Annotated in this window: 19 protein-coding genes; 10 read left to right on the top strand and 9 right to left on the bottom strand. The window is 71.8% G+C overall.

Annotated elements, in window-relative coordinates; all coding sequences use genetic code 11:
- Positions 1 to 403 precede the first annotated feature (403 nt).
- Positions 404 to 1,156, bottom strand: a complete 753-nt coding sequence (locus ACFV0T_RS39500) for a sirohydrochlorin chelatase (protein WP_385789979.1) — start codon at positions 1,154 to 1,156, stop codon at positions 404 to 406.
- A gap of 2 nt (positions 1,157 to 1,158) precedes the next feature.
- The gene (locus ACFV0T_RS39495; protein ID WP_385789977.1) at positions 1,159 to 2,298 is read right to left on the bottom strand and encodes a uroporphyrinogen-III synthase; all 1,140 of its coding nucleotides are present in this window, start codon (positions 2,296 to 2,298) and stop codon (positions 1,159 to 1,161) included.
- A 191-nt stretch (positions 2,299 to 2,489) separates the two neighbouring features.
- On the opposite strand from ACFV0T_RS39495, the gene ACFV0T_RS39490 reads away from it, so the two are divergent.
- The 6 genes from ACFV0T_RS39490 to ACFV0T_RS39465 all read left to right on the top strand — a co-directional run bounded on the left by ACFV0T_RS39490 (position 2,490) and on the right by ACFV0T_RS39465 (position 10,975).
- A complete protein-coding gene (locus ACFV0T_RS39490; RefSeq protein WP_385789975.1) occupies positions 2,490 to 4,607 on the top strand; it encodes a molybdopterin oxidoreductase family protein in 2,118 nt (705 codons plus the stop codon).
- Positions 4,604 to 5,845 carry an NAD(P)/FAD-dependent oxidoreductase gene (locus ACFV0T_RS39485; protein WP_385789973.1) on the top strand — a complete coding sequence of 414 codons (1,242 nt, stop codon included), beginning with the start codon at positions 4,604 to 4,606 and terminating at the stop codon, positions 5,843 to 5,845. The genes ACFV0T_RS39490 and ACFV0T_RS39485 overlap by 4 nt, the downstream gene beginning before the upstream one ends.
- Positions 5,842 to 8,448, top strand: a complete 2,607-nt coding sequence (gene nirB, locus ACFV0T_RS39480; RefSeq protein ID WP_385789971.1) for a nitrite reductase large subunit NirB — start codon at positions 5,842 to 5,844, stop codon at positions 8,446 to 8,448. Before ACFV0T_RS39485 ends, nirB begins: the two co-directional genes overlap by 4 nt.
- Complete coding sequence (locus tag ACFV0T_RS39475) at positions 8,445 to 8,837, top strand: nitrite reductase (NAD(P)H) small subunit (RefSeq protein WP_385789969.1); 393 nt, start codon at positions 8,445 to 8,447, stop codon at positions 8,835 to 8,837. Before nirB ends, ACFV0T_RS39475 begins: the two co-directional genes overlap by 4 nt.
- Before the next feature lie 94 nt (positions 8,838 to 8,931).
- Complete coding sequence (locus tag ACFV0T_RS39470; protein WP_385789967.1) at positions 8,932 to 10,350, top strand: nitrate/nitrite transporter; 1,419 nt, start codon at positions 8,932 to 8,934, stop codon at positions 10,348 to 10,350.
- A 247-nt stretch (positions 10,351 to 10,597) separates the two neighbouring features.
- Positions 10,598 to 10,975: a nuclear transport factor 2 family protein gene (locus tag ACFV0T_RS39465; RefSeq protein WP_385789965.1), complete on the top strand. Its 378-nt coding sequence runs from the start codon at positions 10,598 to 10,600 to the stop codon at positions 10,973 to 10,975.
- A gap of 170 nt (positions 10,976 to 11,145) precedes the next feature.
- Here ACFV0T_RS39465 and ACFV0T_RS39460 read toward each other — a convergent pair whose 3' ends face one another.
- The 5 genes from ACFV0T_RS39460 to ACFV0T_RS39440 form a co-directional block, all read right to left on the bottom strand.
- The gene (locus ACFV0T_RS39460) at positions 11,146 to 12,045 is read right to left on the bottom strand and encodes a Gfo/Idh/MocA family protein (RefSeq protein ID WP_385789963.1); all 900 of its coding nucleotides are present in this window, start codon (positions 12,043 to 12,045) and stop codon (positions 11,146 to 11,148) included.
- Positions 12,046 to 12,125: 80 nt separating this feature from the next.
- The gene (locus tag ACFV0T_RS39455; protein ID WP_385789961.1) at positions 12,126 to 13,340 is read right to left on the bottom strand and encodes an ROK family protein; all 1,215 of its coding nucleotides are present in this window, start codon (positions 13,338 to 13,340) and stop codon (positions 12,126 to 12,128) included.
- A 4-nt stretch (positions 13,341 to 13,344) separates the two neighbouring features.
- Positions 13,345 to 14,211, bottom strand: coding sequence for a carbohydrate ABC transporter permease (locus ACFV0T_RS39450; RefSeq protein WP_385789960.1), 867 nt, complete (start codon positions 14,209 to 14,211; stop codon positions 13,345 to 13,347).
- On the bottom strand, positions 14,211 to 15,230 hold the full coding sequence (locus ACFV0T_RS39445) for a carbohydrate ABC transporter permease (RefSeq protein ID WP_385789958.1): 1,020 nt from the start codon (positions 15,228 to 15,230) through the stop codon (positions 14,211 to 14,213). Before ACFV0T_RS39445 ends, ACFV0T_RS39450 begins: the two co-directional genes overlap by 1 nt.
- A 36-nt stretch (positions 15,231 to 15,266) precedes the next feature.
- Positions 15,267 to 16,670, bottom strand: a complete 1,404-nt coding sequence (locus tag ACFV0T_RS39440; protein WP_385789956.1) for an ABC transporter substrate-binding protein — start codon at positions 16,668 to 16,670, stop codon at positions 15,267 to 15,269.
- Positions 16,671 to 16,796: 126 nt separating this feature from the next.
- On the opposite strand from ACFV0T_RS39440, the gene ACFV0T_RS39435 reads away from it, so the two are divergent.
- From ACFV0T_RS39435 to ACFV0T_RS39420, 4 genes are read left to right on the top strand one after another with little or no spacing between them, the layout of a single operon-like run.
- Positions 16,797 to 17,843 (top strand): zinc-binding alcohol dehydrogenase, encoded by a 1,047-nt coding sequence (locus ACFV0T_RS39435; protein ID WP_385789955.1) that lies wholly within the window; start codon positions 16,797 to 16,799, stop codon positions 17,841 to 17,843.
- A 23-nt stretch (positions 17,844 to 17,866) separates the two neighbouring features.
- The gene (locus ACFV0T_RS39430) at positions 17,867 to 18,667 is read left to right on the top strand and encodes a sugar phosphate isomerase/epimerase family protein (protein ID WP_385789954.1); all 801 of its coding nucleotides are present in this window, start codon (positions 17,867 to 17,869) and stop codon (positions 18,665 to 18,667) included.
- Positions 18,664 to 20,025: a trehalase family glycosidase gene (locus tag ACFV0T_RS39425; protein ID WP_385789952.1), complete on the top strand. Its 1,362-nt coding sequence runs from the start codon at positions 18,664 to 18,666 to the stop codon at positions 20,023 to 20,025. Before ACFV0T_RS39430 ends, ACFV0T_RS39425 begins: the two co-directional genes overlap by 4 nt.
- Complete coding sequence (locus ACFV0T_RS39420; RefSeq protein WP_385789951.1) at positions 20,022 to 21,929, top strand: glycogen debranching N-terminal domain-containing protein; 1,908 nt, start codon at positions 20,022 to 20,024, stop codon at positions 21,927 to 21,929. The genes ACFV0T_RS39425 and ACFV0T_RS39420 overlap by 4 nt, the downstream gene beginning before the upstream one ends.
- Before the next feature lie 88 nt (positions 21,930 to 22,017).
- On the opposite strand, the gene ppk2 is transcribed toward ACFV0T_RS39420, so the two are convergent.
- Together ppk2 and ACFV0T_RS39410 are read right to left on the bottom strand one after the other, a co-directional pair.
- A complete protein-coding gene (gene ppk2 / locus ACFV0T_RS39415) occupies positions 22,018 to 22,971 on the bottom strand; it encodes a polyphosphate kinase 2 (protein ID WP_385789949.1) in 954 nt (317 codons plus the stop codon).
- Positions 22,972 to 23,256: 285 nt separating this feature from the next.
- Positions 23,257 to 23,610, bottom strand: coding sequence for a PRC-barrel domain-containing protein (locus tag ACFV0T_RS39410; protein ID WP_385789948.1), 354 nt, complete (start codon positions 23,608 to 23,610; stop codon positions 23,257 to 23,259).
- Positions 23,611 to 23,891: the final 281 nt, after the last annotated feature.

Here is a 23,891-nt window from a genome sequence, read left to right as displayed (position 1 = left end):
CAGGAGGGGGCCCTCGGCCTGGTCCTCCGGCCGGCCGCGGCCACGGTTGCACCCCCGGTCGGCTCCCACGCGGCCTCGCCGAGGCCGAGCGGAGCGTGAAGGCAGGGGAAGCGGCGCGGACGGCGTGCACGACGCACGCTCAACCGCCCCGGCAGCACCGACATGGTCCCGGCAGACGGCAGACGGCAGACGGCAGACGGCAGACGGCAGACGGCAGACGGCAGACGGCGGACGGCGGGCGGCGGACGGCGGACGGCGGGCGGCGGGCGGCGGGCGGCGGGCGGCGGGCGGCGGACGGCAGACGGCGGGCGGCGGACGGCAGACGGCAGACGGCAGACGGCAGTTGGCGGACGGTAGTTGGCAGACGGCAGTCGTAGGCGATCCGTGGCGTGCGCTTCGCGAGTCACCCGGCCCGTGACGCGGGCGCCGACGGCATACGTTCGCGAGCTTCGTCGTAGCGCAGGGCGACGAGGCGGGCGAGTGCGTCGTGTGTGCCGAGCGGGGTGGAGGTGACGCAGCCGCCGGAACGGGCGGCGCGGTGTGCGAAGAAGCCGGGGCTCATCAGGTACGGGGCGACGGCGACGCGGGAGTGGCCCTGGGCGCGCAGGGCGGCGACGGCTTGGGCGGGGGTGGGGCCGGCGGCGCAGAGGTAGGCGGGGACGACGTCGTCGCGGCCCGCAAGGCGCTCGCGCAGCAGCGAGGCCATGGCCGCGGCGTCGGCGTTGGCGTCGGGATCGGTGGATCCGGCTGCCGCGAGGACGACGGGCCCGTCTGCGGCGCGCCATCCGGCGTCGGTGAGACGGTCGGTGAGGGCGTCGGCCAGCAGGGGGTCGGGGCCGAGTGCGGCGGCCACCCGGGCGCGCAGGTGCGGGGCCGCGGCGAGGGCTTCGGGGATGTCGACGCGGACGTGGTAGCCGGCGCCGAGCAGGAGTGGCACGAGGATGACCTCGCCGCTGAGTCGGGCGAGTGCTTGTGGCAGGGAGGGGGCGACCAGGTCGAGGAAGCATCGTTTCACGCGCAGGTCAGGCCGTAGTGCGCGGACGCGGTCGACCAGCGCCTCGGTGACCGCGACGCCCTCGGGGTTGCGGGTGCCGTGGGCCACGGCGAGAAGAGTGGGCCGGGACGGGCGGTCGGGGTCCGTCGTGGGGGCAGCCATGGTCACCCCGCGGCCAGGCGGTAGCCGCGCTTGGGCACGGTCCTGACCAGGTCGCTGTGCGGGCCGAGTGAGGCGCGTAGCCGTGCGACGGCGGCCTCCACGGCGTGTTCGTCGGCGTCGGAGTCCGCCCAGGCGCGGCGCAGGAGTTCGGCGCGGCTCAGCACCCAGCCCGGCCGCTCCGCGAGGGCGCGCAGCAGCGTCGCGCCTTTGGGGGAGAGCCAGTAGCTCTCCTCGTCGATCAGCAGTGCGCTGCCCTGGAGTACCAACGTGCGTCCGGCGATGTGCAGTTCCTGGCGGCCGCGGGTGGGCAGCGTCTCGGTGAGTGTGCGCACGAGTGCGCCGAGCCGGCCGCGTTCCGGCCAGATCACCGGCAGCCCGGCGTCCAGGAGCGGCCGGGCGCAGACCGGGCCGACGCAGACCGGCAGTACATCGTTCGACATGGCTTCCAGGACGCGTTCGTGCAGGCCGTCGGCCGTCGCGGTCTGCAGGAAGGCGGTGATCGCGGGTGCGCTGGTGAAGGCCAGGGCGTGGACCTCGCGGCGGACGGTCGACTCGACCAGACGCCGGACCGGCGCCGGGTCCTCCGGCGGCGCCCAGCGGTAGACGGGGACCGTGACGACCTCGGCGCCCCGCTCCCGCAGGGCCGCGCTGAAGGTGGTCAGCGGCAGGCCGTGTTCCTGCACCGCGATCCGCCGGCCGGCCAGCGGCTGGGCGAGCAGCCAGGTCAGCAGTTCGTCCGTTGCCTCGCTCGCGGGGGAGTAGGCCTCGTCCAGCCCGCTGGCGCGGACCGCGCCGGTCGCCTTCGGGCCACGGGTCAGGACGACGGCGTTGTCGCAGACGGCGGACAGTTCGGCGCCGCGCCCCCAGCCGTCGGCCGCGCTCATCCAGCCGCGCCAGCCGACGCCGGTGGTCGCCACGACGTAGTCCAGCGGCGCGGTGAGGCACAACTCGGTGGCCCGGCGCAGCGCGATGTCGTCCTCCAGCGGAAGGATGCGCAGGGCCGGGGCCTCCACCACGCGTGCGCCGCGCCGGGTCAGCAGCGCGACGAGCTCGTCGCGACGGCGGGCGGCGGTCACACCGACGGTGAACCCGGTCAGCGGACCGGTCGGCGCGGCCGGGGTGCAGTGGTCGTTGGTGCCCATGGACGCAGACTCCGGGCACGCGGTTTCCGTCAGGTTGCCCGGCCGTCACGCCCCGGTTAGGCAAATGCTTCGCGGTGTTACGGCACATGTCCTGCGCCGCACCCCGTCCCGCCTGCGGCGTGAGCGACGTGTACCGCGGGCGGAACACGGACGACCAGCAGGTGTAACGCGCCGTGGCCACTGTCGTCGGCATGACGACCACGACCGACACCCACTGTCCGTACTGCTCGCTGCAGTGCGGCATGCGCCTCGCGACGGCCGGCGGTGTCGGGACGACGGTCGTCGAGCGGCCCGAGTTCCCGGTCAACCGGGGCGCGCTGTGCGGGAAGGGGCAGTCCGCCGCCGCTCTGCTCGACGGGACGAGCCGGCTGACCGCGCCGCTGGTACGCGAACGCGGAACCCTGCGGGCCGCGAGCTGGGACGAGGCGCTGGACCGGGTCGCGCGCGGCTTCTCGGCGATCCGCTCCGAGCACGGCGCCGACGCTGTCGCGGTCTTCGGCGGCGGCGGGCTGACCAACGAGAAGGCCTACCAGCTCGGCAAGTTCGCCCGGGTCGCGCTCGGCACCGCCAACATCGACTACAACGGGCGTTTTTGCATGTCGTCGGCCGCGGCGGCGAACCGGATCGCGTTCGGCCTGGACCGCGGTCTGCCCTTCCCGCTGGAGGACATCCCGCGCACCGACTGCCTGATCCTGGTCGGCGCCAACCCGGCGGAGACGATGCCGCCCGCCCTGCGCTACTTCCGCGAACTGCGAGAGAACGGCGGCACGTTGATCGTCGTCGATCCGCGCCGCACCAGGACCGCCGAACAGGCCGACATCCACCTGCAACCGCTGCCCGGCAGCGACCTGGCGCTCGCCCTCGGCCTGCTGCACCTGCTGATCGCCGACGGGCTGGCCGACACCGAGTTCATCGAGGCCCGCACCACCGGATACGGGCCGGCACGTGCCGCCGCGATGGCCCACTGGCCGCAGCGCGTCGAACGGCTCACCGGCATCGCGGCGAGTCAACTACGAGCGGTCGCGCACCGCTTCGGACAGGCCGCGAGCGGCATGGTGCTGACCGCACGGGGACCGGAGCAGCAGAGCAAGGGCACCGACACCGTCGGCGCGTGGATCAACCTCTGCCTCGCCTCCGGCAAGGCGGGCCGGCCCTACTCCGGCTACGGCTGCCTCACCGGCCAGGGCAACGGACAAGGCGGCCGCGAGCACGGCCAGAAGGCCGACCAGCTCCCCGGCTACCGCTCGATCGAGGACCCCGCCGCCCGCGAACACGTCGCCCGCGTCTGGGGGGTGGACCCGGCCGCCCTGCCACGCTCGGGCCGCTCCGCCTACGAACTGCTGGACAGCCTCGGCGAGCCGGGGCCTGACGGCCTGCGCGGGCTGCTGCTCATGGGCTCCAACCCCGTCGTCTCCGCCCCGCACGCCTCCCATGTGACCCGGCGGCTGCGCTCACTGGACCTGCTGGTGGTCAGCGACCTCGTGCTCTCCGAGACCGCGCAGCTCGCCGACGTCGTCCTGCCCAGCGCCCAGTGGGCGGAGGAGAGCGGCACGATGACCAACCTGGAAGGCCGGGTGATCCTGCGCCGACAGGCGGTCGACGCACCGCAGGGGGTGCGCGGCGACCTGTGGCTGATGCGCGAGCTCGCCGAACGGCTCGGCGTCGAGCACGGCTTCGACGACGACCCGGAGACGGTCTTCGAGGAACTGCGCCGCGCCTCGGCCGGCGGCCCGGCGGACTACGCGGGCATCAGCTACGACCGGATCCGCGCCGAGGACGGAGTCTTCTGGCCGTGCCCCGCCCAAGACCACCCCGGCACGCCGCGGCTGTTCCTGGACACCTTCGCCACACCGGACGGCCGCGCCCGGTTCGCCCCGGTCACCCACCGCCCGGCGGCGGAGGAACCCGACGCCGCCTACCCGCTCTACCTCACCACGGGACGGGTGCTCTCCCAGTACCAGAGCGGGGCTCAGACCCGCCGCGTCGGCGCGCTGAACGCCTCCGCACCGGGGCCGTTCGTCGAGCTGCACCCCCTGCTCGCGCGCCAACTCGCCGTGACGGAAGGCGATGTGCTCACGGTGACCTCACGACGCGGCCGGGCGATCGCACCGGCCCGCATCACCGACACGATCCGGCCCGACACCGTGTTCATGCCCTTCCACTGGCCGGGCGCGGGCCGCGCCAACACACTCACCAACCCCGCGCTGGACCCGACCTCGAAAATGCCCGAGTTCAAGCTCTGCGCGGTGCGGGTGGAAGCCGCGGGCACCGCCGCGACGGCGAAGCCGGACCAGGAGCAGCACGCATGAGCGACACTCGTCACATCGCGGTCGTCGGAGCCGGCATGGCCGCCGCACGCTTCGCCGAGCGCTACCACGCCCACGGCGGCAGCGCCCACGTCACCCTCTACGGGGCCGAGCCGCGCCCGCCCTACAACCGCGTACTCCTCGCCGACGTGCTGAGCGGACGCTACGCGGCGGAAGCGGTGACACTGCCGGCCGGCGCTGCCGAACTGCGCACCGGCAGCGAGGCCGTGGCCGTCGACCCCGCCACGCGCACGCTGACACTGGCCGACGGCCACAGCGAGACCTGGGACGAGCTCGTCCTGGCGACCGGCGCCAATCCGGTACTCCCACCGATCCGCGGACTGCGCCGCCCGGACGGCACGGGACTGCGCGACGGCGTCCACAGCCTGCGCACCCTTGCCGACTGCGCGCGGCTGAGCGAGGACATCGCCACGGCGCGGCGCGCCGTCGTCATCGGGGGCGGCGTCCTCGGCGTCAGCGTCGCGAGAGCACTGGGCGCTCTCGGCCTCACCGTCGAGATCGTCCACCAAGGACCCCACCTCATCGAGCGCCAGCTCGACGCCGACGCCGCGGCCGCGCTGCGCGGCGGGCTGGCGCGGATGGGCGTCGAGGTCTACCCCGGCAACCGCGCCCGCGCGGTGACCGGCCGGCACGGGAGCGGAGAAAGCGCCGTCGAGCTGGCAGGCGGCTACCGCCTCAGCACCGATCTGGTCGTCCTCGCCTGCGGTGTGCGCCCCCGCACCGCGCTCGCCCACGCCGCCGGGCTCACCGTCGACACCGGAATCGTCATCGACGACACCCTGGCCACGTCCGCGCCACACGTTCACGCCATCGGTGACTGCACCCAGCACCGCGGAACGGTGCACGGGCTGTCCGGCCCGGCCTGGGAACAGGCCGACGTCCTCGCGGCACGCCTGTCGGGCACGGACCCCGGCGCCCTCTACCAGGGCTCGCGCCCCCTGGCCCGGCTCAGCGCCGGCCCGCTGGAGTACGCGGCCTTCGGCGAAGCGCACCTCGACGCCCAGGACCAGGCCGCGGACCCCGAGCTGAGCGTGCTGCGCCTGTCCGACGCCACGCGCGGCAGCTACAAGAAGCTCGTGCTGCGCGGCGAGCGCCTCGTCGGCGCGATCCTCCTCGGCGACCTGGCCACCGTGGGTGAGCTCACCCGCGCCTACGAGCGCGACGCGCCGATACCCGACCGACCCCTGCACCTGCTCACCTCATACGGAGCCCCGCTATGACACACCGCCAGACGCCCGGCCCGCCGACCGGCCCGCTCAAGGATCTCGTCCTCGTCGGCCACGGCATGGTCGGCCAGCGCTTCCTGGAGGCGCTGACCGAGCAGCCCGGAGCGGCAGGCTGGCGGATCACCGTCCTCGCCGAGGAACCGCGCCCCGCCTACGACCGGGTACATCTGACCTCGTGGTTCTCCGGCACCGACGCCGACGCGCTGTCACTGACGCCACCGGGCTTCTTGAGCGAGCACGGCATCGACCTGCGCCTGGCCGAACCGGCCCGCGCCATCGACCGCGCCGCGCGGAGCGTCACCACCGCGTCCGGGCAGGTCCTGCACTACGACGCACTGGTACTGGCCACCGGGTCCTACCCGTTCGTGCCGCCCGTACCGGGCCACGACGCGGCCGGCTGCCACGTCTACCGCACCATCGAGGACCTGGAGGCGATCCGCGCCGACGCGCGGCACGCACGCACGGGCGTGGTCGTCGGCGGCGGCCTGCTCGGCCTGGAGGCGGCCGGCGCGCTCACCGCGCTCGGCCTGCAGACCCACGTCGTCGAGTTCGCGCCCCGCCTCATGGCCCTCCAGGTCGACGAAGGCGGCGGACAGCTGCTGCGCCGCAAGATCGAAGAGCTCGGCGTCACCGTCCACACCGGAGCCGGCACCCAGACCATCCTCCTCGACGACGACGGCCGCGTACGGGGCATGGGACTCTCCGACGGCCGCGAACTCTCCGCCGACCTGGTCGTCTTCTCCGCCGGCGTGCGACCGCGCGACCAACTGGCCCGCGAGAGCGGCCTGCCCGTCGGCGAGCGCGGCGGCATCGTCGTCGACGAACGCTGCCGCACCACGGACCCGCACGTCTACGCCATCGGGGAGTGCGCGCTGGCGGCGGACGGCCGCGTCTACGGCCTGGTCGCCCCCGGCTACGCGATGGCCGAGACCGCGGCCCGCACCGTGGCCGGCGAACACCGCGACCAGGACGCCTTCACCGGCGCCGACACCTCCACCAAACTCAAGCTCCTCGGCGTCGACGTCGCCAGCTTCGGCGACGCGCACGGCGCGACCGACGGCGCCCTCGACGTCCTCTACAGCGACAGCCGCAACGGCATCTACAAGAAACTCGTCATCGGCCGCGAGGGACAGCTCCTGGGCGGCGTCCTGGTCGGCGACACCGACGCCTACCAACTGCTGCGCCCGCTGGCGATCGGCGGCCGGCCCCTGCGCACCGCCCCCGAACAGCTGGTGCTCCCCGCCGGACTCGGCCCCGCGGCACCGCTCACGCTGCCGGACGAGGCCGTGGTCTGCTCCTGCCACAACGTCAGCAAGGGACAGATCCGTGCCGCCGTCCACGACCAGGGATGCGCCACCGTCCCCGAGGTCAAGAAATGCACCAAGGCGGGCACCGGCTGCGGCAGCTGCGTCAAACTGCTGGGCACCATCGTGACGGAGGAACTGCAGGCCGGCGGTGTCACCGTCGACAAGGGCCTGTGCGAACACTTCGCGCACACCCGCACCGAGCTCTACGAGATCGTCCGGGTCGCCGGCATCACCTCGTTCACCGACCTGGTCGACCGGCACGGCACCGGCGAAGGATGCGACATCTGCAAACCCGCCGTCGCCTCCATCCTGGCCGCCCTGGACAACGGCCACATCCTCGACGGCGAACAGGCCGCCCTCCAGGACACCAACGACCACTTCCTGGCCAACCTGCAACGCAACGGCTCCTACTCCGTCGTGCCCCGCATCCCCGGCGGCGAGATCACCCCGCACGGCCTGATCACGATCGGCGAGATCGCCCGCGACTACGGCCTCTACACGAAAATCACCGGCGGCCAGCGCATCGACCTCTTCGGCGCCAGCGTCGACCAACTGCCCGCCATCTGGCGGCGCCTGGTGGACGCCGGATTCGAGTCCGGCCACGCCTACGGCAAGTCCCTGCGCACGGTGAAGTCCTGCGTGGGCCAGACCTGGTGCCGCTACGGCGTACAGGACTCCGTCGCCCTCGCCATCGAACTGGAACTGCGCTACCGGGGCCTGCGCTCACCCCACAAGCTCAAGTCCGCCGTCTCCGGATGCGCCCGCGAGTGCGCGGAGGCACAGAGCAAGGACTTCGGCATCATCGCCACCTCCACCGGCTGGAACCTCTACATCGGCGGCAACGGCGGCATGACACCCCGCCACGCCGATCTGCTCGCCGCCGACCTGGACCGCGACACCCTGATCCGCAGCATCGACCGCTTCCTGATGTTCTACATCCGCACCGCCGACCGCCTGGAGCGCACCTCCGTCTGGCTGGAGCGGATCGAAGGCGGCCTCGACCACGTGCGCGCCGTCGTCATGGACGACTCGCTGGGCCTGTGCACGGAACTGGACGCCCTGATGGAACGTCACGTCGACCACTACCAGGACGAGTGGGCCGCGGTGCTGGCCGACCCCGAACGGCTGCGCCGCTTCGTCTCCTTCGTCAACGCCCCCGGCACACCCGACCCCGCCGTGACCTTCGTGCCGGAACGCGGCCAGATCCGCCCCGCCCGGCCCGACGAGCACGGAACCATCCTTTCCCCGGCCCTGGTGGCCGGCCCCCGACTGGAGGTGCGTACCGCGTGAGCGGCTATGTGGAGATCTTCGACGGCACACAGTGGACACGGGCCTGCCGCTACGAAGACCTGATCCCCGGACGGGGGGTGACGGTCCTCAGCGCCCGCGCAGAGCAGGTGGCGCTCTTCCGCGACCGGGCCGGAACGCTGTACGCGGTCGACAACCGCGACCCGTTCAGCGGCGCCCACGTGATGTCGCGCGGCCTCCTCGGCAGCCGAGGGGACATCCCCACGGTGGCGTCGCCGATGTACAAGCAGGTCTTCGACCTGCGCGACGGACGCTGCCTGGACGAGCACACCGCCCCGGACGGCACCCCGGCCGCGCTGCGGGTCTGGCCCGTACGCGACAGCGCGGAGGCGACCTCACAGCCGGCCGCAGCGGGCGTGCACGGGCCGTAGCACGGCCGATCTGCGGGGAGGCGGACCACGTAACCCGCCGCTCCTAGCGTCATCGCAACGCACTACCCCACCTCACGACAGCGGGTGACAACTGATGGCCAGTGTGGTCGATACACAAGGCGCGACCGAGGAAACCACCGGGCGCACGAGCGCCCCAGACAGCCCGAGTGCCGCCGAAAGCGCGGACCGTCCGCACCACATCACGCACTGGCGCCCGGAGGACGAGGCGTTCTGGGAACGCACCGGCGCCCGCGTCGCGCGCCGCAACCTCGTCTTCTCGGTCCTGTCCGAACACATCGGCTTCTCGGTGTGGAGCCTGTGGTCGGTGCTGGTGCTGTTCCTCGGACCCGAGTACCACATCGACGCGGCAGGCAAGTTCACCCTCACCGCCCTACCGACCGCGCTCGGCGCCGTACTGCGCCTGCCCTACACCTTCGCCGTGGCACGGTTCGGCGGCCGCAACTGGACCGTGTTCAGCGCCCTGTTGCTGCTGGTCCCGACGGCACTGGCCGGCATCGTGCTCCAACCCGGCGTCTCCTACGCCACCTTGCTGGCCGTGGCCTGCGTCGCCGGCGTCGGCGGCGGCAACTTCGCCTCCTCGATGGCCAACATCAACGCCTTCTACCCGCAGCGCCTCAAGGGCTGGGCACTCGGCGTCAACGCCGGCGGCGGCAACCTCGGCGTCCCGGTGGTACAGCTCATCGGCCTCCTGGTGCTCGCCACGGCGGGCGCGGCCCACCCCCGGCTCGTCCCGCTCGTCTACCTGCCGCTGATCGTGCTGGCAGCACTCGGCGCCGGCCTGAAGATGGACAACCTGACGGCACTGAAGAACGACCGGCGGGCCCTGCGCGAAGTGGCCAGGGAACCGCACAGCTGGGTCATGTCACTGCTGTACATCGGCACCTTCGGCTCGTTCATCGGCTTCGGCTTCGCCTTCGGACAGGTCCTGCAGGTGCAGTTCCACGACCAGTTCGACACCCCCGTCAAAGCCGCCTACCTCACCTTCCTCGGCCCCCTGCTGGGCTCACTGGTGCGCCCGTTCGGCGGGAAGATGGCCGACCGCTTCAGCGGCGCCACCGTGACGCTGTGGACCTTCGCCGCGATGGCGGCAGGCACCGGCGTGGTCCTGGTCGCCTCCCACCACCACTCGCTGCCGCTGTTCCTGACCGGCTTCGTGGCCCTGTTCGTACTGAGCGGCATCGGCAACGGCTCCACCTACAAGATGATCCCCGCGATCTTCCAGGCCAAGGCACACCTCGCGGTCGCGGCCGGAGCCGACCCCGACACCGCCGAGCGCGACGCGCGGCGCCGGTCTTCGGCACTGATCGGACTGGCCGGCGCGATCGGCGCGTTCGGCGGGGTCCTGGTCAACATCGCCTTCCGCCAGTCCTTCCTGACCGGCGCGAGCGGCGACGCGGCCTACTGGGCGTTCCTGGCCGCGTACGCGGTCTGCTTCGCCGTGACCTGGACGGTCTACCTGCGCCCCCGGACAGGAGCGGCCCCCAGGATCTGAGGGCGGGCCCCAAGGGCACCGGGCCTGCCGGTCCGTGCTCGCCAGGGCCTGTCCGCCGCCGAAAAGCAGCAGGCTACCGAGGCGCCCAGCACCCTGACGCGGTCGCTGCCGAGCGCAGCAGCCGGCCTCGCACGACGCCTGGCCGGGCAACTTTTGCGGGAGGGGTTCCACCCGCCGCAGCAGCCGTCAGCGGAGCAGCTCCCGGGACAGCGCGGCCATTGTCAGTGGTGCGGTGCAGGATGCGGTGATGGAAGCTTCGAAGGCTGTTCGGATGCTCTGGGACCGCATGCAGGAGCGGGACTGGGCAGGTGTCGGCGAGTTGTTGGCGGACGACGTCGTCGTGGAGTGGCCGGTCAGCGGTGAACGCATCCTCGGCCGCGAGAACTACCTGCGGATCAACGCGGAGTATCCGCAGGGGTGGTCGATCAACGTCCTGCGCATCGTGTCGTCCGGAAGCGAAGTCGTCTCCGAGGTCGAGGTCCCGCACGACACGATGGGCGTGCACCGGGTGGCGTCCTTCTGGACCGTGCACAACGGCCTGATCACCAGTGGCCGCGAATACTGGACCGAACCCGGCTCGGACCCCTCACCCGCGTGGCGGGCCCCCTACGTCCAGCCCATCTGAGAGCCCTCGGCTTCTGGCCCACTGGCCTGCGCCCAGGCCGGACACCGGGCGGCCGGACGCCGGTGTGGCCGTCACCGGCGGCGCCGCCTCATTCTTCGGCGGCGCCGCTCAGCGCGGCCCCGGGGCGGGCGCCGTGGCCGCCCGGTGCCGGGGAGGGCCTTGGCCAGGCCCTACTGCGCTGCCCGGGCCGCCTGGTCGATGAGGCGCTGCAGGTACAGGCCGCGTGCGGCGTCGAGGTCGGTCGGCCGGCCGGTGCGTACGGCGGTGGCGAAGGTGCGGCGCAGGATCGGCCAGCATTCCTCGTGGTCGATCTCGGCCGTGTCGTAGGTCAACGGCGCTTCGGGGCCGAAGAGTTCGACGCGGGTCAGAGCGCGCTGCACGGTGACGGAGCCGGACAGGGAGGCCTGGCTGACGGCTCCGTTCTCGTGCTCCAGGGTGAGTTCGATCCAGCGGCGGGGATCACCGGTGGCGTGTATGCCGGTGATGGGGGAGACGGCGAGGTCCAGCAGGTCGAGCAGATGCGGGCCGAGGTCGAGCAGCGCGCCGTGCTCGAGGCGCCAGCCGGTGGCGAAGTCGCCGCCGAGGAACGCGCCGTGGAGGTAGCAGGAGCGTGCGCCGGTGACCTCGCGGGTGCGTGCGGCGTCGAGGAAGGCGTCGGTGATGGGGTGGTAGCGCTTGGTCAGGACGAGTTGGGAGACCACGCCGGCGTCGAGGACGGCGTCGGCGACGCGTTGCGCGGCCGCCAGGTCGGGGCCGAGCGGCTTCTCCAGCAGCACGGCCTTGCCCTGCCGTGCGGCCAGGGGTGCCAGTTCGGCCTGCACGGCCGGCGGTACGGCGAACGCCACGGCCTCGCACCGGTCGAGGAGTTCGCTGAAGGAAGCGGCGACGTGTGCGTTGTACGGTGCGGCGGTCTCCTGCGCGGCCTCGGTGCGGCGGGCCCACACCGCGGCGAGGCGGGTCTCGGGTCCGGCGGCGAGCATCCGGGCGTGCATGGCCCGGGCCCAGGGGCCGGCGCCCACGAGGCCGACCTCGACGGGCCGGTCCGTCCAGGGGGCAGAGGTGACGATCACGGTGTTCCTGTCTGTCCGAGGGCTGCGGGCGGGTGCCGGCCCCCTCGTCTGCTGCTGCGGGTGGGTGCGGGGTGGCCGGTTCAGGCGGCGAGGCGGTTGAGGCGGGCTTCGGCGCGGTCGGGGGAGTAGAGGATCTCGACGACCATGGCGGCCGCCCCTATGACGCCCGCGTGATCGCCCAGGCGTGAGGTGACGACCTGCAGGTTGGCGGTGGCGCGGGGGAAGGCGCGCTGGTAGAGCAGCTCCCGGACGCCGGTCATGAAGGGGGCGCCGCAGAGCTCGCCGGCGATCATGAGGACGCCGGGGTTGAGGAGGCTGACCACGGTCACCAGGACTTCGCCCGCCCTGCGTCCGGCCTCGCGGGCCAGGCGCAGGGCGTCCGGGTGGCCGTCGGCGAGCAGGCGCTGGACGTCGGAGGCCGAGGTGGCGGGGGTGCCGAGGGCGCTCAGGTCCCTGGCCAGTGCCCGGCCGCTGGCCACGGCGCCGAGGCAGCCGTGGGAGCCGCACATGCACAGGACGTCGCAGCGGTCGTGCAGGCGGATGTGGCCGATGTCGCCGGCGCCGCCGTCGATGCCGCGGAAGACGGTGCCGTCCACGACGACGCCGGCGCCGATGCCGGTGGAGACCTTCACGAGGACGAAGGCCGTGCAGTCCCGGTGGCCTGCCTGGTGCTCGGCGAGCGCCATGAGGTTGGCGTCGTTGTCGACGAACACGGGAATCGGGCCGTCTTCCATGCTGGGGCCCACGTGTTCGGCGTAGGCCTTCTGCAGGCGCCGGCGGATGGGGTAGCGGTCCCAGCCCGGCATGACCGGGGGGTCGATGACCAGACCGGTCTCCCATTGCACGGGGCCGGGGACGGACAGTCCGATGCCGCAGACGCGGGCGGCGTCCACGCCGGCGGCGGCGATCAGGTCGGGGAACCAGCGGGCCAGTTGGTCCAGGACCGCCTCCGGGCCTTCGCTGATGTCCAGCGGGCCGGTGTTCTCGGCGAGGATGGTGCCGCCGAGATCGAGGACCGCGGCCCGTGCGTGCGTGATCTCGAGGTCCACGGCGATGACCGAGGCGTGCCGCGGATCGAAGACGATCTGCTGGGAGGGGCGGCCGCCGGTCGAGGAGCCGGCGATGTGCTTGAGCCATCCCGCCTGGTTGAGGAGGTCGAGCCGCTGGCCGACGGTCGACCGGGACAGTCCGGTGATCCGCTGCAGGTCCGCGCGGGTGTTCGCGCGGCCCCCGCGGATGAGGTGCAGCATGTCGCCCGCGCTGATCTGAGTCGGTGTCAGCATCGGTTCCCCCATGGTCTCAGCTCTTGTCGGCACCGCTGGTCAGGCCCTCGGTGAGCAGCCGCTCGGCGGCGAAGAACAGGAGTATCACGGGAATCGTCAGGACCACCGATCCGGCCATCAGTACGGTCTTGGGGACCTCGACGCCGTTGGACAGCTGGGCCAGGCCCAGCGGCACCGTCCACTTGCCGGGGTCGGCGGCCAGGAAGAGCAGGGCGAACAGGAACTCGTTCCAGGCGATCATGAAGACGTACAGGCCGGTCGCCATGAGGGAGGGCAGGGCGAGGGGCAGGATCACCTTGCGCAGGGTCTGCAGGCGGGTGAGGCCGTCGAGGGCTGCCGCCTCCTCGATCGAGTAGGGGATGGTGACGAGGTAGTTCTTCAGCATGTAGATGGCCACCGGCACGGTCTGTGCGACGTAGACGATGGCGAGTCCGGCCAGGCTGGAGGACAGGTGCAGCTTGGCGAAGACGACGAACAGCGGGACGGCCAGCAGGGTCGCCGGGAACAGGTAGACGGCGAGGAAGAGGGCGCTGACCTGGCGGTGGCCGAAGAACTTCAGCCGGCTGATCGCGTAGGCGCCGGGTACCGCGGCCAGCAGTGTCAGGGCGACGGTGCCGAGGGAGACCAGTGCGGAGTTGAGCAGGAACTTCAGGAATCCCTGGCCGCCGTCGTCGGTGGAGCGCAGTACGTCGCGGTAGGTGGAGAGGGTGAAGTCCTTGGTCGAGACCCACAGGGAGCCGGGGTCGAGCAGCAGTGCGTCGATGGGCTTCAGCGACAGCAGCAGCATGTAGTAGAAGGGCACCACGGTGATCACTGCGAGGAACGCGATGACGAACCAGCGCAGGGTGCCGAAGAACCTCTCCTCGAACTGGGCGCGGCTCATCACGACTCCTCCTGGACCTTGTTGGCGAAGAACTTGAAGTAGAGGCCCATCAGGATCATGAGTGCGACGGCCAGGACCAGTGCCTGGGCGGCCGCGGCGCCCACGTCGTATCGGGCGGTGAGGAAGTCGTAGACGCGTACGGCGGCGACGTCGGTGCCGGCGCCGCCGCCGGTCAGCAGGTAGACGTCGTCGAACTTGTTGAAGGTCAGGATGAAGCGCAGCACGCACAGCAGGGAGATGACGGGCATCAGCTGGGGCAGCAGGATGTGGCGGAAGCGCTGGGTGGGGGTCGCGCCGTCGACGAGGGCGGCCTCCTCCAGGCCGTCGGGCACCGCCTGCAGCCGGGCCAGGATGAACAGGAAGGCGAAGGGGAAGTAGCGCCAGGTCTCGAAGGCGATGACGGTCAGCAGCGCCAGCGGGATGTCGAAGTGCAGGCCCAGCACGTGGACTTCGTAGGCGCGGGTGGACAGGAAGGCGATGGGGTCGTCCCAGCCGAACAGGCGCTGTCCCCAGCTGTTGACCACGCCGTACTGGGGGCTGAGCGCCACTTCCCAGACGAAGGAGACGGCGACGACGGGGGCGACGTAGGGCAGCAGCATCGCCGCGCGCAGCAGGCCGCGGCCGCGGAACGGCTTGCGCAGGGCGAGGGCGGCGATGAGGCCGAGACAGATGGATCCGGCGGTGGCGCCGATGGTGTACAGCAGGGTCGTGCCCAGGCTCGACCAGAAGCCGGCCGAGTTGAAGACCTGGTCGAAGTTGTCCAGGGACCAGTGGCCGAACAGGCCCATGTCCTGGATGTCGACGAGCTTGGCGTGCTGGAAGGCCAGCAGGATGGTCCACAGGATGGGCAGGATCACCACCACGAGGACCACGATGAAGGTGGGGGAGACGAACGCCAGGCCCGCGCGGTTGGCGCGGCGGCTCGCCGTCATCGGGCGGCGGCCTTTTTCGGCGGGCTGCTGGGGGGGTCCGCCGCCGGTGTGACGGCGCTGTCGTGTACCGGCTGGTGCTGTTGTCATGAGGGACCTTCGTGACGTGCAGGAGGGCGCGGGCGGCTACTGGAGGGACTTCTGCAGGGCGGCGACTTCGTCGTCGGCTTCGTGGGCCGCTTCGGAGGGCGAGATCTGGCCGCTGGTCATGGCGCCGATCACCTTCGGCACGGGCAGTTCGCCGTTGGTGGCGCCGACGAGGGCGCCTTCGCCCTGGGTGATGCCCCAGCGCCGCATGTTGCTGACTCCGGCCGCGAGCTTGTTGAGCAGCTCCGGGGGATAGACCTGGTCGAAGGGCTTCTTGGTGTCGACGCCGATCGTGCTGTGGCGCCAGGCGTCGAGGTAGCGCTCGGGCTGGGCGGCGGTGCCCGTGCGGACGGGGATCATGCCCTCGGGGGCCATGCCGAACCAGGACTCGTAGCCGGTGTTCATCATGTACTCGATGAACTCGCGGGAGGCCGCCGTCTCGGCGGTCTTGGTGGTGACCCATGAGGTGATCTCGCCGAACTGGGCGGCGTCGGCGGCGTCGGGTCCCTGCATCGCGGTGGTGATGCCGCTGTTGCTGGAGAGGTACTGCGGGTCGGCCTTGCACTGCGGGCAGCTGGGCAGGGCGTCCTTGCGCAGGCCGGCGAGTTCGTCCAGGAGGAACGAGGACCAGATGACCATGGAGGACTGGCCCGCGAAGTAGGTGGCGCGGGTGGAGTCCACGGTCTGGGTGCCCGGGGCGCCGTAGGCGCGGGCGAGCTGGTCGTAGGTGGCGAACGCGGTCTGGCACTGCGGGGACTCGAGGGCGACCTGGCGGTGGCCGTCGACGAGCTGGCAGTCGTCGGCGAGCGCGAGGCTCTCGAAGCTCTGCGAGGTGAAGGCGTCCGACGGGTCGGTGGCGGCGGAGATGCCGTAGCGGCCCTTCGTGGTCAGCGCCTTCGCCGCGGCGAGCGCCCTGGCGTAGGTGTCCGGGGCCGCAAGGTGCTTCTGGTCGAGCTGGTCCTTGCGGTAGACCAGCAGCTGCAGCCAGGCGCTGGAGGGGACGCCGAGGGTTGTGCCGGCGTCGGAGGTCAGCTTCAGCGCGTTGGCGTTGAACGTCTTCGGCCCCAGCTCTTCGATGATCCGCTGCGGGATCTCGGTGTTGAGCAGGCCATTGCTGTACATCTGCCAGACCTGGCCCATGGGGGCGGCGCCGATGACGTCCGGCAGCGTGCCCGAGGCGGCGCCCGACATGATCAGCTGGGGCATCTGGCCCTCGTCGACACCGACGAGATGGACCTTGATGCCGGTCTTCTGCTCGAACCCCTTGATGATCTTCTGCGTCGCGGCGACGCGGTCCGGGAGATTCTCCTGTGACCAGACCGTTATCTCACGGTCGGGTTTCGCGGGCCCCGAGCTGCTGGCGCAGCCCGTGAGCAGCCCCAGACCCAAGGCTGCCGTGATGCCCACCGCGATCGCCTTCGATCGCCGGCTCTTGGTGCGCATTGCCTGTCCTCGTTCCGACTTACGTCTACTGGACACGCATCACAGCATCACTTTTGCTGGTTGACAAGACATAAGACAGGGTTATTGTCGACGCAACCGCATCAGCAACCCCTTCCGGAGCCATCCGTGGAACGCGTCGTCCAATTCACCGGCCCCCTCCAGGTGGAGGTAACCGAGCAGGCCAGAGCCGATCTGCCCGCCGGACACCTGAGGGTCCGCACCCGCTACTCGGGCATCTCGGCCGGCACCGAGCTCACCGCCTACCGCGGCACCAACCCGTATCTGACGCGCACCTGGGATCCGCAGGCACGGCTGTTCCGCGACGGCGCGGCCGGCATCCAGTACCCCGTGGCCGGCTGGGGCTACTCGGAGGTCGGCGAGGTCGTCGAGATCGCTCCCGACCTGGCCGGCACCCCCGGCCTGCCGCAGCCGGGCGACCTGGTGTGGGGCATCTGGGGCCACCGCAGCGAGGGCATCGTCCCCGCCGAACGCATGATCGGCCACACCCTGCCCGCCGGCCTCGAACCGCTGGCCGGCGCCTTCGCCCGGGTCGGCGCCATCGCCTACAACGCCGTCCTGGCCGGCGACATCCACCTCGGCGAGGACGTCGCCGTCTTCGGCCAGGGCGTCATCGGGCTGCTCACCACCCGCCTCGCCCAGCTCAACGGCGCCCGCGTCACCGCCGTCGACGCCCTCGACGGCCGCCTGGAGACCGCCCGGCACTACGGCGCCCACCACACCCTCAACGCCCGCACCGACGCCGTCGCCGAACGCGTCCGCGAGGCCACCGGCGGCCTCGGCGCCGACCTCGCCATCGAGATCAGCGGCGCCTACCCCGCCCTGCACGACGCGCTGCGCTCGGTCGCCGTCGGCGGCCGCGTGGTGGCCTCCGGCTTCTACCAGGGCGACGGCATCGGGCTGCGCCTGGGTGACGAGTTCCACCACAACCGCGTCCAGCTCATCTGCTCACAGATCGGCGGCGTCCCGCCCCAGCTGTCCCACCGCTGGAGCGTGGAACGCCTCCAGCAGACCTTCCTGCGGCTGGTCGCCGAGGGACAGGTGGACGTCACCTCCCTCGTCAGCCACGTCGTCCCGGCCGACGCCGCCGCCGACGCCTACGAGCTGCTGGACCAGCGCCCCGCCGAGGCGCTGCAGGTCGTGCTGGAATTCTGAACGTCTCGAAAGGCCCCCTCATCATGCTCAAGACCGCGGCGCAGGAACAGCTCCTGCCCGGAAACACCCTGCAGGCCAAGTGGGAGTTCGCCCAGGAGGCGGGCTACGACGCCATCGAACTGCGCGGCAAGGGCGACCTGCACTTCGCCTCCCGCCTCGACGAACTGAAGCAGGCCCGCAAGGACGGCGTGGTCATGCCCACCGTGTGCGTCGACATGCTGCACTTCCTCGGCGCCTTCGACGACGACCTGCGCCGCGACGCCATCGCCCAGATGAAGTCCCAGCTCACCGTGATCGCCGAGATAGGCGGCGTGGGCGCCCAGAGCCCGGCCTCCTACGGCATGTTCTCCCGCCGCCTGCCCCCCTTCGAACCCCCGCGCAGCGAGGCCGAGGACCTCGACGTCCTGCTGACCGGCCTCACCGACCTCGGCGAGCACGCCCGCAAGGAAGGCGTCACGCTCTTCCTGGAGCCGCTCAACCGCTACGAGGACCACATGGTCAACCGGCTGGAACAGGCCGCCGACCTGATCCGCGCCGTCGGCCTGGACTCGGTCAGGATCGGCATCGACAGCTACCACATGAACATCGAGGAGAGCGACCCCGCGGCCGCCATCCTCGCCCACGCCGACGTCATCGGACACGCCCAGGTCTCCGACTCCAACCGCTTCCAGCCCGGAGCCGGCCACCTCGACTGGCCCGCCTGGCTCGGCGCCCTGCACACCATCGGCTACGACGGCCACCTCGCCCTCGAGTGCCGGCTCACCGGCGACCCCGACCAGGCCGTCCGCTCCGTGCCCGCCTTCCTCAAGAGGTCCGGCGCGTGAAGTCCCTCCTGGACCGGCCCGTGCCCGCCGCCGCCGCACCCCTGACAGTGCGGCGCGGCGCGGCGCGGGTCCTGCTCGACAACTGGAGCGGCACCTCCACCGTTCCCTCCCGCACCCTCTACCCCCACCAGTGGAGCTGGGACTCCGCCTTCATCGCCATCGGCCTGCGCCACCTGTCGGTACGCCGCGCCCAGCAGGAACTGGAATCGCTGCTGTCCGCGCAATGGGCCGACGGACGCATACCGCACATCGTCTTCAACTCCGCCGTACCGAACGACGCCTACTTCCCCAGCCCCGACTTCTGGCACTCCTCCACCGCCGGCCGCGCCGCGGGCGCACCGGCGACCGCCGAGACCTCCGGCATCGTCCAGCCCCCGGTGCACGCGCTGGCGGCCTGGCTCGTACACCGCGCGGACCCCCGCGAGTCCCACCGGCGCGGCTTCCTCGCCCGGGTCCGTCCCCGCCTCGCCGCCTGGCACGACTACCTCCTCGACCGCCGCGACCTCGGCGGCGGCGGCCTGGCCGCCGTCGTCCACCCCTGGGAACCCGGCATGGACAACAGCCCCTGCTGGGATGAGGCCCTGCAACGCGTCGTCCCCGCCGCGCCCGAGGACTTCCAGCGCGCCGACCTCGACCACGGCCACCCCGCCGACCGGCCCACCGACCTCGACTACGGCCGCTACGTCCGCCTGGTGAGCGACTACCGCGAAGCCGGCTACGACGACCGCGCCGCACGGCACTCCTTCGCGGTGGAAGACCCCTGCTTCAACGCCCTGCTGATCGTCAGCGAACGCGCCCTGGCCGCCATGGCCCAGGAGAGCGGCGCCGACACCGACGCCGCAGCCCACACCGCCCGCGCCGACGCACTCACCCGCCACCTGGTGACCCGGCTGTGGGACGAGAACGCGGGCCTGTTCCGCGTCCGCGACCTGGCCACCGACACCCTGGTCGAGGAGAACAGCGTCAGCGGCCTCGTCCCGCTCCTCGTCCCGCACCTGCCGCAGCCCGTCGTCAGCCGCCTCGTCGACACCCTCACCGGCCCGCAGTTCGACGCCCCGGCCACACGCCTCGTGCCGAGCTACGCCCTGACCGGCCACGCCTTCGACGCCCAGCGCTACTGGCGCGGTCCCGCCTGGTTCAACACCGCCTGGCTGATCCACCGGGGACTGCGCACCCACGGCCGCGCACAGCAGGCCGAACGCCTGCGCCAGGGCATCCTCCAGGAAGCGGCGCACTCCGACTTCGCCGAGTACATCGACCCCACCACCGGCGCCGCCCGCGGCGCCCGGCACTTCTCGTGGACCGCCGCCCTCACGCTCGACCTCCTGAGCGCCGACCTCAAGGAGCCCACGCCATGACCCCGGCCGACGACCGCGTCCAGCTCGTACGGGACGCCACCTTCGCCCGCGTGGACGGCTCCGGCGACATCACCGGCACCCGCGGCAGCGCACCCGACGGACTGTTCCTGCGCGACGCCCGCCACCTCAGCCGCTGGCACCTCACCGTCGACGGCACCGCACCCCTCGCCCTGGTGCCCGCCACCGCCGAGACCGACGACACGGCCCTGTCCGTCCTGACCCCGCAGGGCAGCCGGGACAACCCGCCCGCCTACACCGTCTTCCGCGAACAGCGCGTCAGCGCCGCAACGCTGACCGAACACCTGCGCCTGGTCAGCAACCGCCCCGACCCGGTCACCGCCCGCGTGGAGATCACCGTCGACGCCGACTTCGCCGACCTGTTCGAACTGCGCGCGGACGACCGCCACTACGACAAACCCGGCGCCCGCCACGAGAGCCACCCCACCGACGACGGACTCCTCTTCGACTACCGGCGGGCCGACTGGCACTCCCGCACCACCGTCGCCGCCCGCCCCGCTCCCACCGGCCTCGACACCGCCCCGGACACACCCACCGCCCGCACCCTGAGCTGGCAGCTGCCCCTGGCCGCCCACGGCCACGCCGACCTCCACCTCACCGTCCGCGCCCGACCGCACGGACTGCCGGCCCAGACCCCCACCGCCGCACGGCCCCACCGGCCCGCCGCACCGGCCGCCGACGACGACCTGGCCCGCACCTGCGAACGCGGCCTGGCCGACGTGGACCTGCTGACCATCCCGGTCACCGGCGTGGACGGCGAGACATGCGCCGTCCCCGCCGCCGGCATCCCGTGGTTCCTCACCCTCTTCGGCCGCGACTCACTGCTGACCTCCTACTTCCTGCTGCCCTACCGCCCGCAGACAGCCGCCGCCACCCTGAGCGCGCTGGCCGCCACCCAGGGCCAGGACCACGACCCCACCAGCGGCGAACAGCCCGGACGCATCGTCCACGAAACCCGCCACGGCGAGCTCGCCCACTTCCGGCAGATCCCCTACGGCCGCTACTACGGCGCCGTCGACGCCACCCCCCTCTTCCTGGTACTGCTGCACGCCCACTACGAGACGACCGGCGACAGGGCCCTCGCCGTCCGGCTCGAACAGCACGCCCGGCAAGCCGTCGACTGGATGTTCACCGACGGCGGCCTCGACGAGCACGGCTACCTCACCTACCAGCCCGACCCCAACGGCCTCGTCAACCAGAACTGGAAGGACTCCGCCGGCGCCGTCTGCTTCACCGACGGCACCCAGGCCCAGGGCCCCATCGCGGTCTGCGAAGCACAGGGCTACGCCTACGACGCCCTGATCCGCACCGCCCAACTCGCCACCGCCGTCTGGCAGGACGAGCCCTACGCCCGCCGGCTGCACGAAGCCGCCGCGGCACTGCGCACCCGCTTCGCCACCGACTTCTGGATGCCGGACGCCGGCTTCCCCGCTCTCGCCCTCGACGGCCAGGGACGCCAGGTCGACGCTCTGGCCTCGGACGCCGGCCACCTGCTGTGGTCCGGAATCCTCGACCAGGACCTCGCCCGCCAGGTCGGACAGCGCCTGCTGCAGCCCGACTTCTTCTCCGGCTGGGCGATCCGCACCCTCGCCGCGGGACAGACGCCCTACCACCCGCTGTCTTACCACCGCGGCAGCGCATGGCCGCACGACAACGCGGTCATCGTGCTCGGCCTGGCCCGCCACGGACTCGCCGAACAGGCCCGCACCGTCACCGACGGCCTGATCGCGGCAGCCGCCCACCACGGCTACCGCCTGCCCGAGGTACTCGCCGGCTACGACCGCACCGCCACCGCACGGCCGGTGCCCTACCCCCACTCCTGCTCGCCCCAGGCCTGGGCCGCGGCGACACCCCTCGCCCTGCGAACGGCACTGCAGATGCTCTGACACCCCCGCAGTCCCGCCGCGAGCGGCACGGAAAGAGACTCCGCCCGTACGGACCTCCCGCTCCCGCCGGCCTCGCCGGCGGGAGCGGTCAGCCGGCCGGGTGCTTCCCGGGACCCTCCGCGTGGGCGGCGAGAGGAGTGGGGGAGAGGGCGGCCGTGTCTTCCTCGCCGGCCTCGAGCAGGGTGTCGGCCGGCCCGATGACGAGCGGGTCCGGCGTCCTGACCGCTGCGCAGTCCTTGCTGGTGTAGTCGATACGGGCGAGGAGACTGCGCATGGCCTCGAGACGGGCCCGGCGCTTGTCGTTGCTCTTCACGACGGTCCAGGGAGCATGTCCGGTGTCGGTGGCACGGAACATCTCTACCTTCGCGACGGTGTAGTCGTCCCAGCGGTCCAGGGAGTCGAGGTCGGTGGCGGAGAGCTTCCACTGCCGAACGGGGTCGACCTGACGGATCGCGAAACGGGTGCGCTGCTCGCTGCGCGAGACGGAGAACCAGAACTTCACCAGCACGATGCCGTCCTCGATGAGCATCTCCTCGAAGCGGGGGCACTGCTGGAGGAAAAGCTCGTACTGGGACGTGCTGCAGTAGCCCATGACGCGCTCCACACCGGCCCGGTTGTACCAGGAGCGGTCGAAGAAGACGAGCTCGCCCGGCGCGGGCAGGTGCGCGGTATAGCGCTGGAAGTACCACTGTCCCGCTTCCCGGCCGGTGGGCTTGTCCAGGGCGACGACGCGGGCACTGCGGGGATTGAGCCGTTCCGTGAACCGGTGGATCGTTCCGCCCTTGCCCGCGGCGTCGCGCCCTTCGCAGACGACGATCAGGCGGGCACCGGTGTCCCTGGCCCAGCGCTGCAGCTTGAGCATCTCGATCTGCAGGACGCGCTTTTGCCGTTCATAGTCTTTGCGCCGTACTTTCCGGTCGTAGGGATAGTTCTCCCGCCACGTCGCGATCGAGCGGCCGGACGCGTCCAGCAGAACTGGCTGCTCGGGACTGCTCTCGTCCACGGTGAGCCCGTCCAGCAACGGCCTGTGAGCCTCGTTCACCGCTCGAACCTCTCGCCCGGCTACGCGTGGTCCCTGCGCGCCTGACCGCGGCGCCTGCCCTGTGGGGTTCCCCGAAGCCCGCAGGCCAGTCCCGTGCTCCTGGCCACCGCGGCCGGGCAGTCGGCCGCCAGGCAGAAAGACGTCGCGGCCGCCGACGGCAACCCGTGATCTGCCGCGCCGACGGCGAGGAAGGCAGCCACCGCCGCCAGCGAGGCACCCGGCACACGGGAAGCGGGGCCGCCCGCAGAGTCTGCGGGCGGCCCCACTTCTGGGCTGTTGCTGAGGTCAGACGGGCCGGTGGCTCTGGTAGTAGCCGCCGACCTGCTCGTGGTAGCCGGCGTCGCCGACGTGCTTGTCCTTGTCGAACTCGGGGGAGGCCTTGATCTGGTCCTTGGTGAGGTCGACGTAGATCTTCCGTTCGGCCTGGTCGACCGTCCTGACGGTCCCGGCCGGAAGCAGGACGTGCTTGCCGAAGATCCACACGCCGGTGTCGACGACGAGGTACGCGGAGTTGACCTCGTCCGAGTGCTTGTCGACCTTCCCGATGCTTCCGTCGGTGGCCTCGACCTTGTATCCGGTCAGGTCGGTGCCCGCGGTGTGGCCGGCGGTCGGCTGGTAGCCCCAGATGCTGTCACTCATGAAGAACGGCTCCCTCATCGGAATTCATTGTCACCCCACAGCAGAACTGCGGAGTTTTTCAAAGGAGTCATCGAATTCGGTGACGTTCCCTCAGCAAGCCGAGTGCCCTGTCTCCCGGACCGCACACATCAACTTTGCGGAAAAACCTGACGACCGCAGTGACAGGGCACAGAATATGGGTGGGTCCCGACGCCATGCGGGCGGGCGCACCCCCAAAAACGCCCCGGTGAAGCCCCGAATAAAACGCGAAAAACGACAACCCCATACCCCCCCCCCCCCAA

Source organism: Streptomyces sp. NPDC059582 (assembly GCF_042735715.1).
In the GTDB taxonomy this organism is placed as follows: domain Bacteria; phylum Actinomycetota; class Actinomycetes; order Streptomycetales; family Streptomycetaceae; genus Streptomyces.
Note: the sequence above shows the minus strand (reverse complement) of the source record. Positions and strands in the feature narration are given on the sequence as shown.

Coding starts and splice junctions, on each gene's coding strand:
- ACFV0T_RS39450 (WP_385789960.1), bottom strand. CDS start 14,211: ATGAGCCGCGCCCAGTTCGAGGAGAGGTTCTTCGGCACCCTGCGCTGG.
- ACFV0T_RS39440 (WP_385789956.1), bottom strand. CDS start 16,670: ATGCGCACCAAGAGCCGGCGATCGAAGGCGATCGCGGTGGGCATCACG.
- ACFV0T_RS39490 (WP_385789975.1), top strand. CDS start 2,490: ATGACGACCACGACCGACACCCACTGTCCGTACTGCTCGCTGCAGTGC.
- ACFV0T_RS39410 (WP_385789948.1), bottom strand. CDS start 23,610: ATGAGTGACAGCATCTGGGGCTACCAGCCGACCGCCGGCCACACCGCG.
- ACFV0T_RS39495 (WP_385789977.1), bottom strand. CDS start 2,298: ATGGGCACCAACGACCACTGCACCCCGGCCGCGCCGACCGGTCCGCTG.
- ACFV0T_RS39455 (WP_385789961.1), bottom strand. CDS start 13,340: ATGGGGGAACCGATGCTGACACCGACTCAGATCAGCGCGGGCGACATG.
- ACFV0T_RS39485 (WP_385789973.1), top strand. CDS start 4,604: ATGAGCGACACTCGTCACATCGCGGTCGTCGGAGCCGGCATGGCCGCC.
- ACFV0T_RS39470 (WP_385789967.1), top strand. CDS start 8,932: ATGGCCAGTGTGGTCGATACACAAGGCGCGACCGAGGAAACCACCGGG.
- ACFV0T_RS39500 (WP_385789979.1), bottom strand. CDS start 1,156: ATGGCTGCCCCCACGACGGACCCCGACCGCCCGTCCCGGCCCACTCTT.
- nirB (WP_385789971.1), top strand. CDS start 5,842: ATGACACACCGCCAGACGCCCGGCCCGCCGACCGGCCCGCTCAAGGAT.
- ACFV0T_RS39420 (WP_385789951.1), top strand. CDS start 20,022: ATGACCCCGGCCGACGACCGCGTCCAGCTCGTACGGGACGCCACCTTC.
- ACFV0T_RS39445 (WP_385789958.1), bottom strand. CDS start 15,230: ATGACAACAGCACCAGCCGGTACACGACAGCGCCGTCACACCGGCGGC.
- ACFV0T_RS39430 (WP_385789954.1), top strand. CDS start 17,867: ATGCTCAAGACCGCGGCGCAGGAACAGCTCCTGCCCGGAAACACCCTG.
- ACFV0T_RS39465 (WP_385789965.1), top strand. CDS start 10,598: ATGGAAGCTTCGAAGGCTGTTCGGATGCTCTGGGACCGCATGCAGGAG.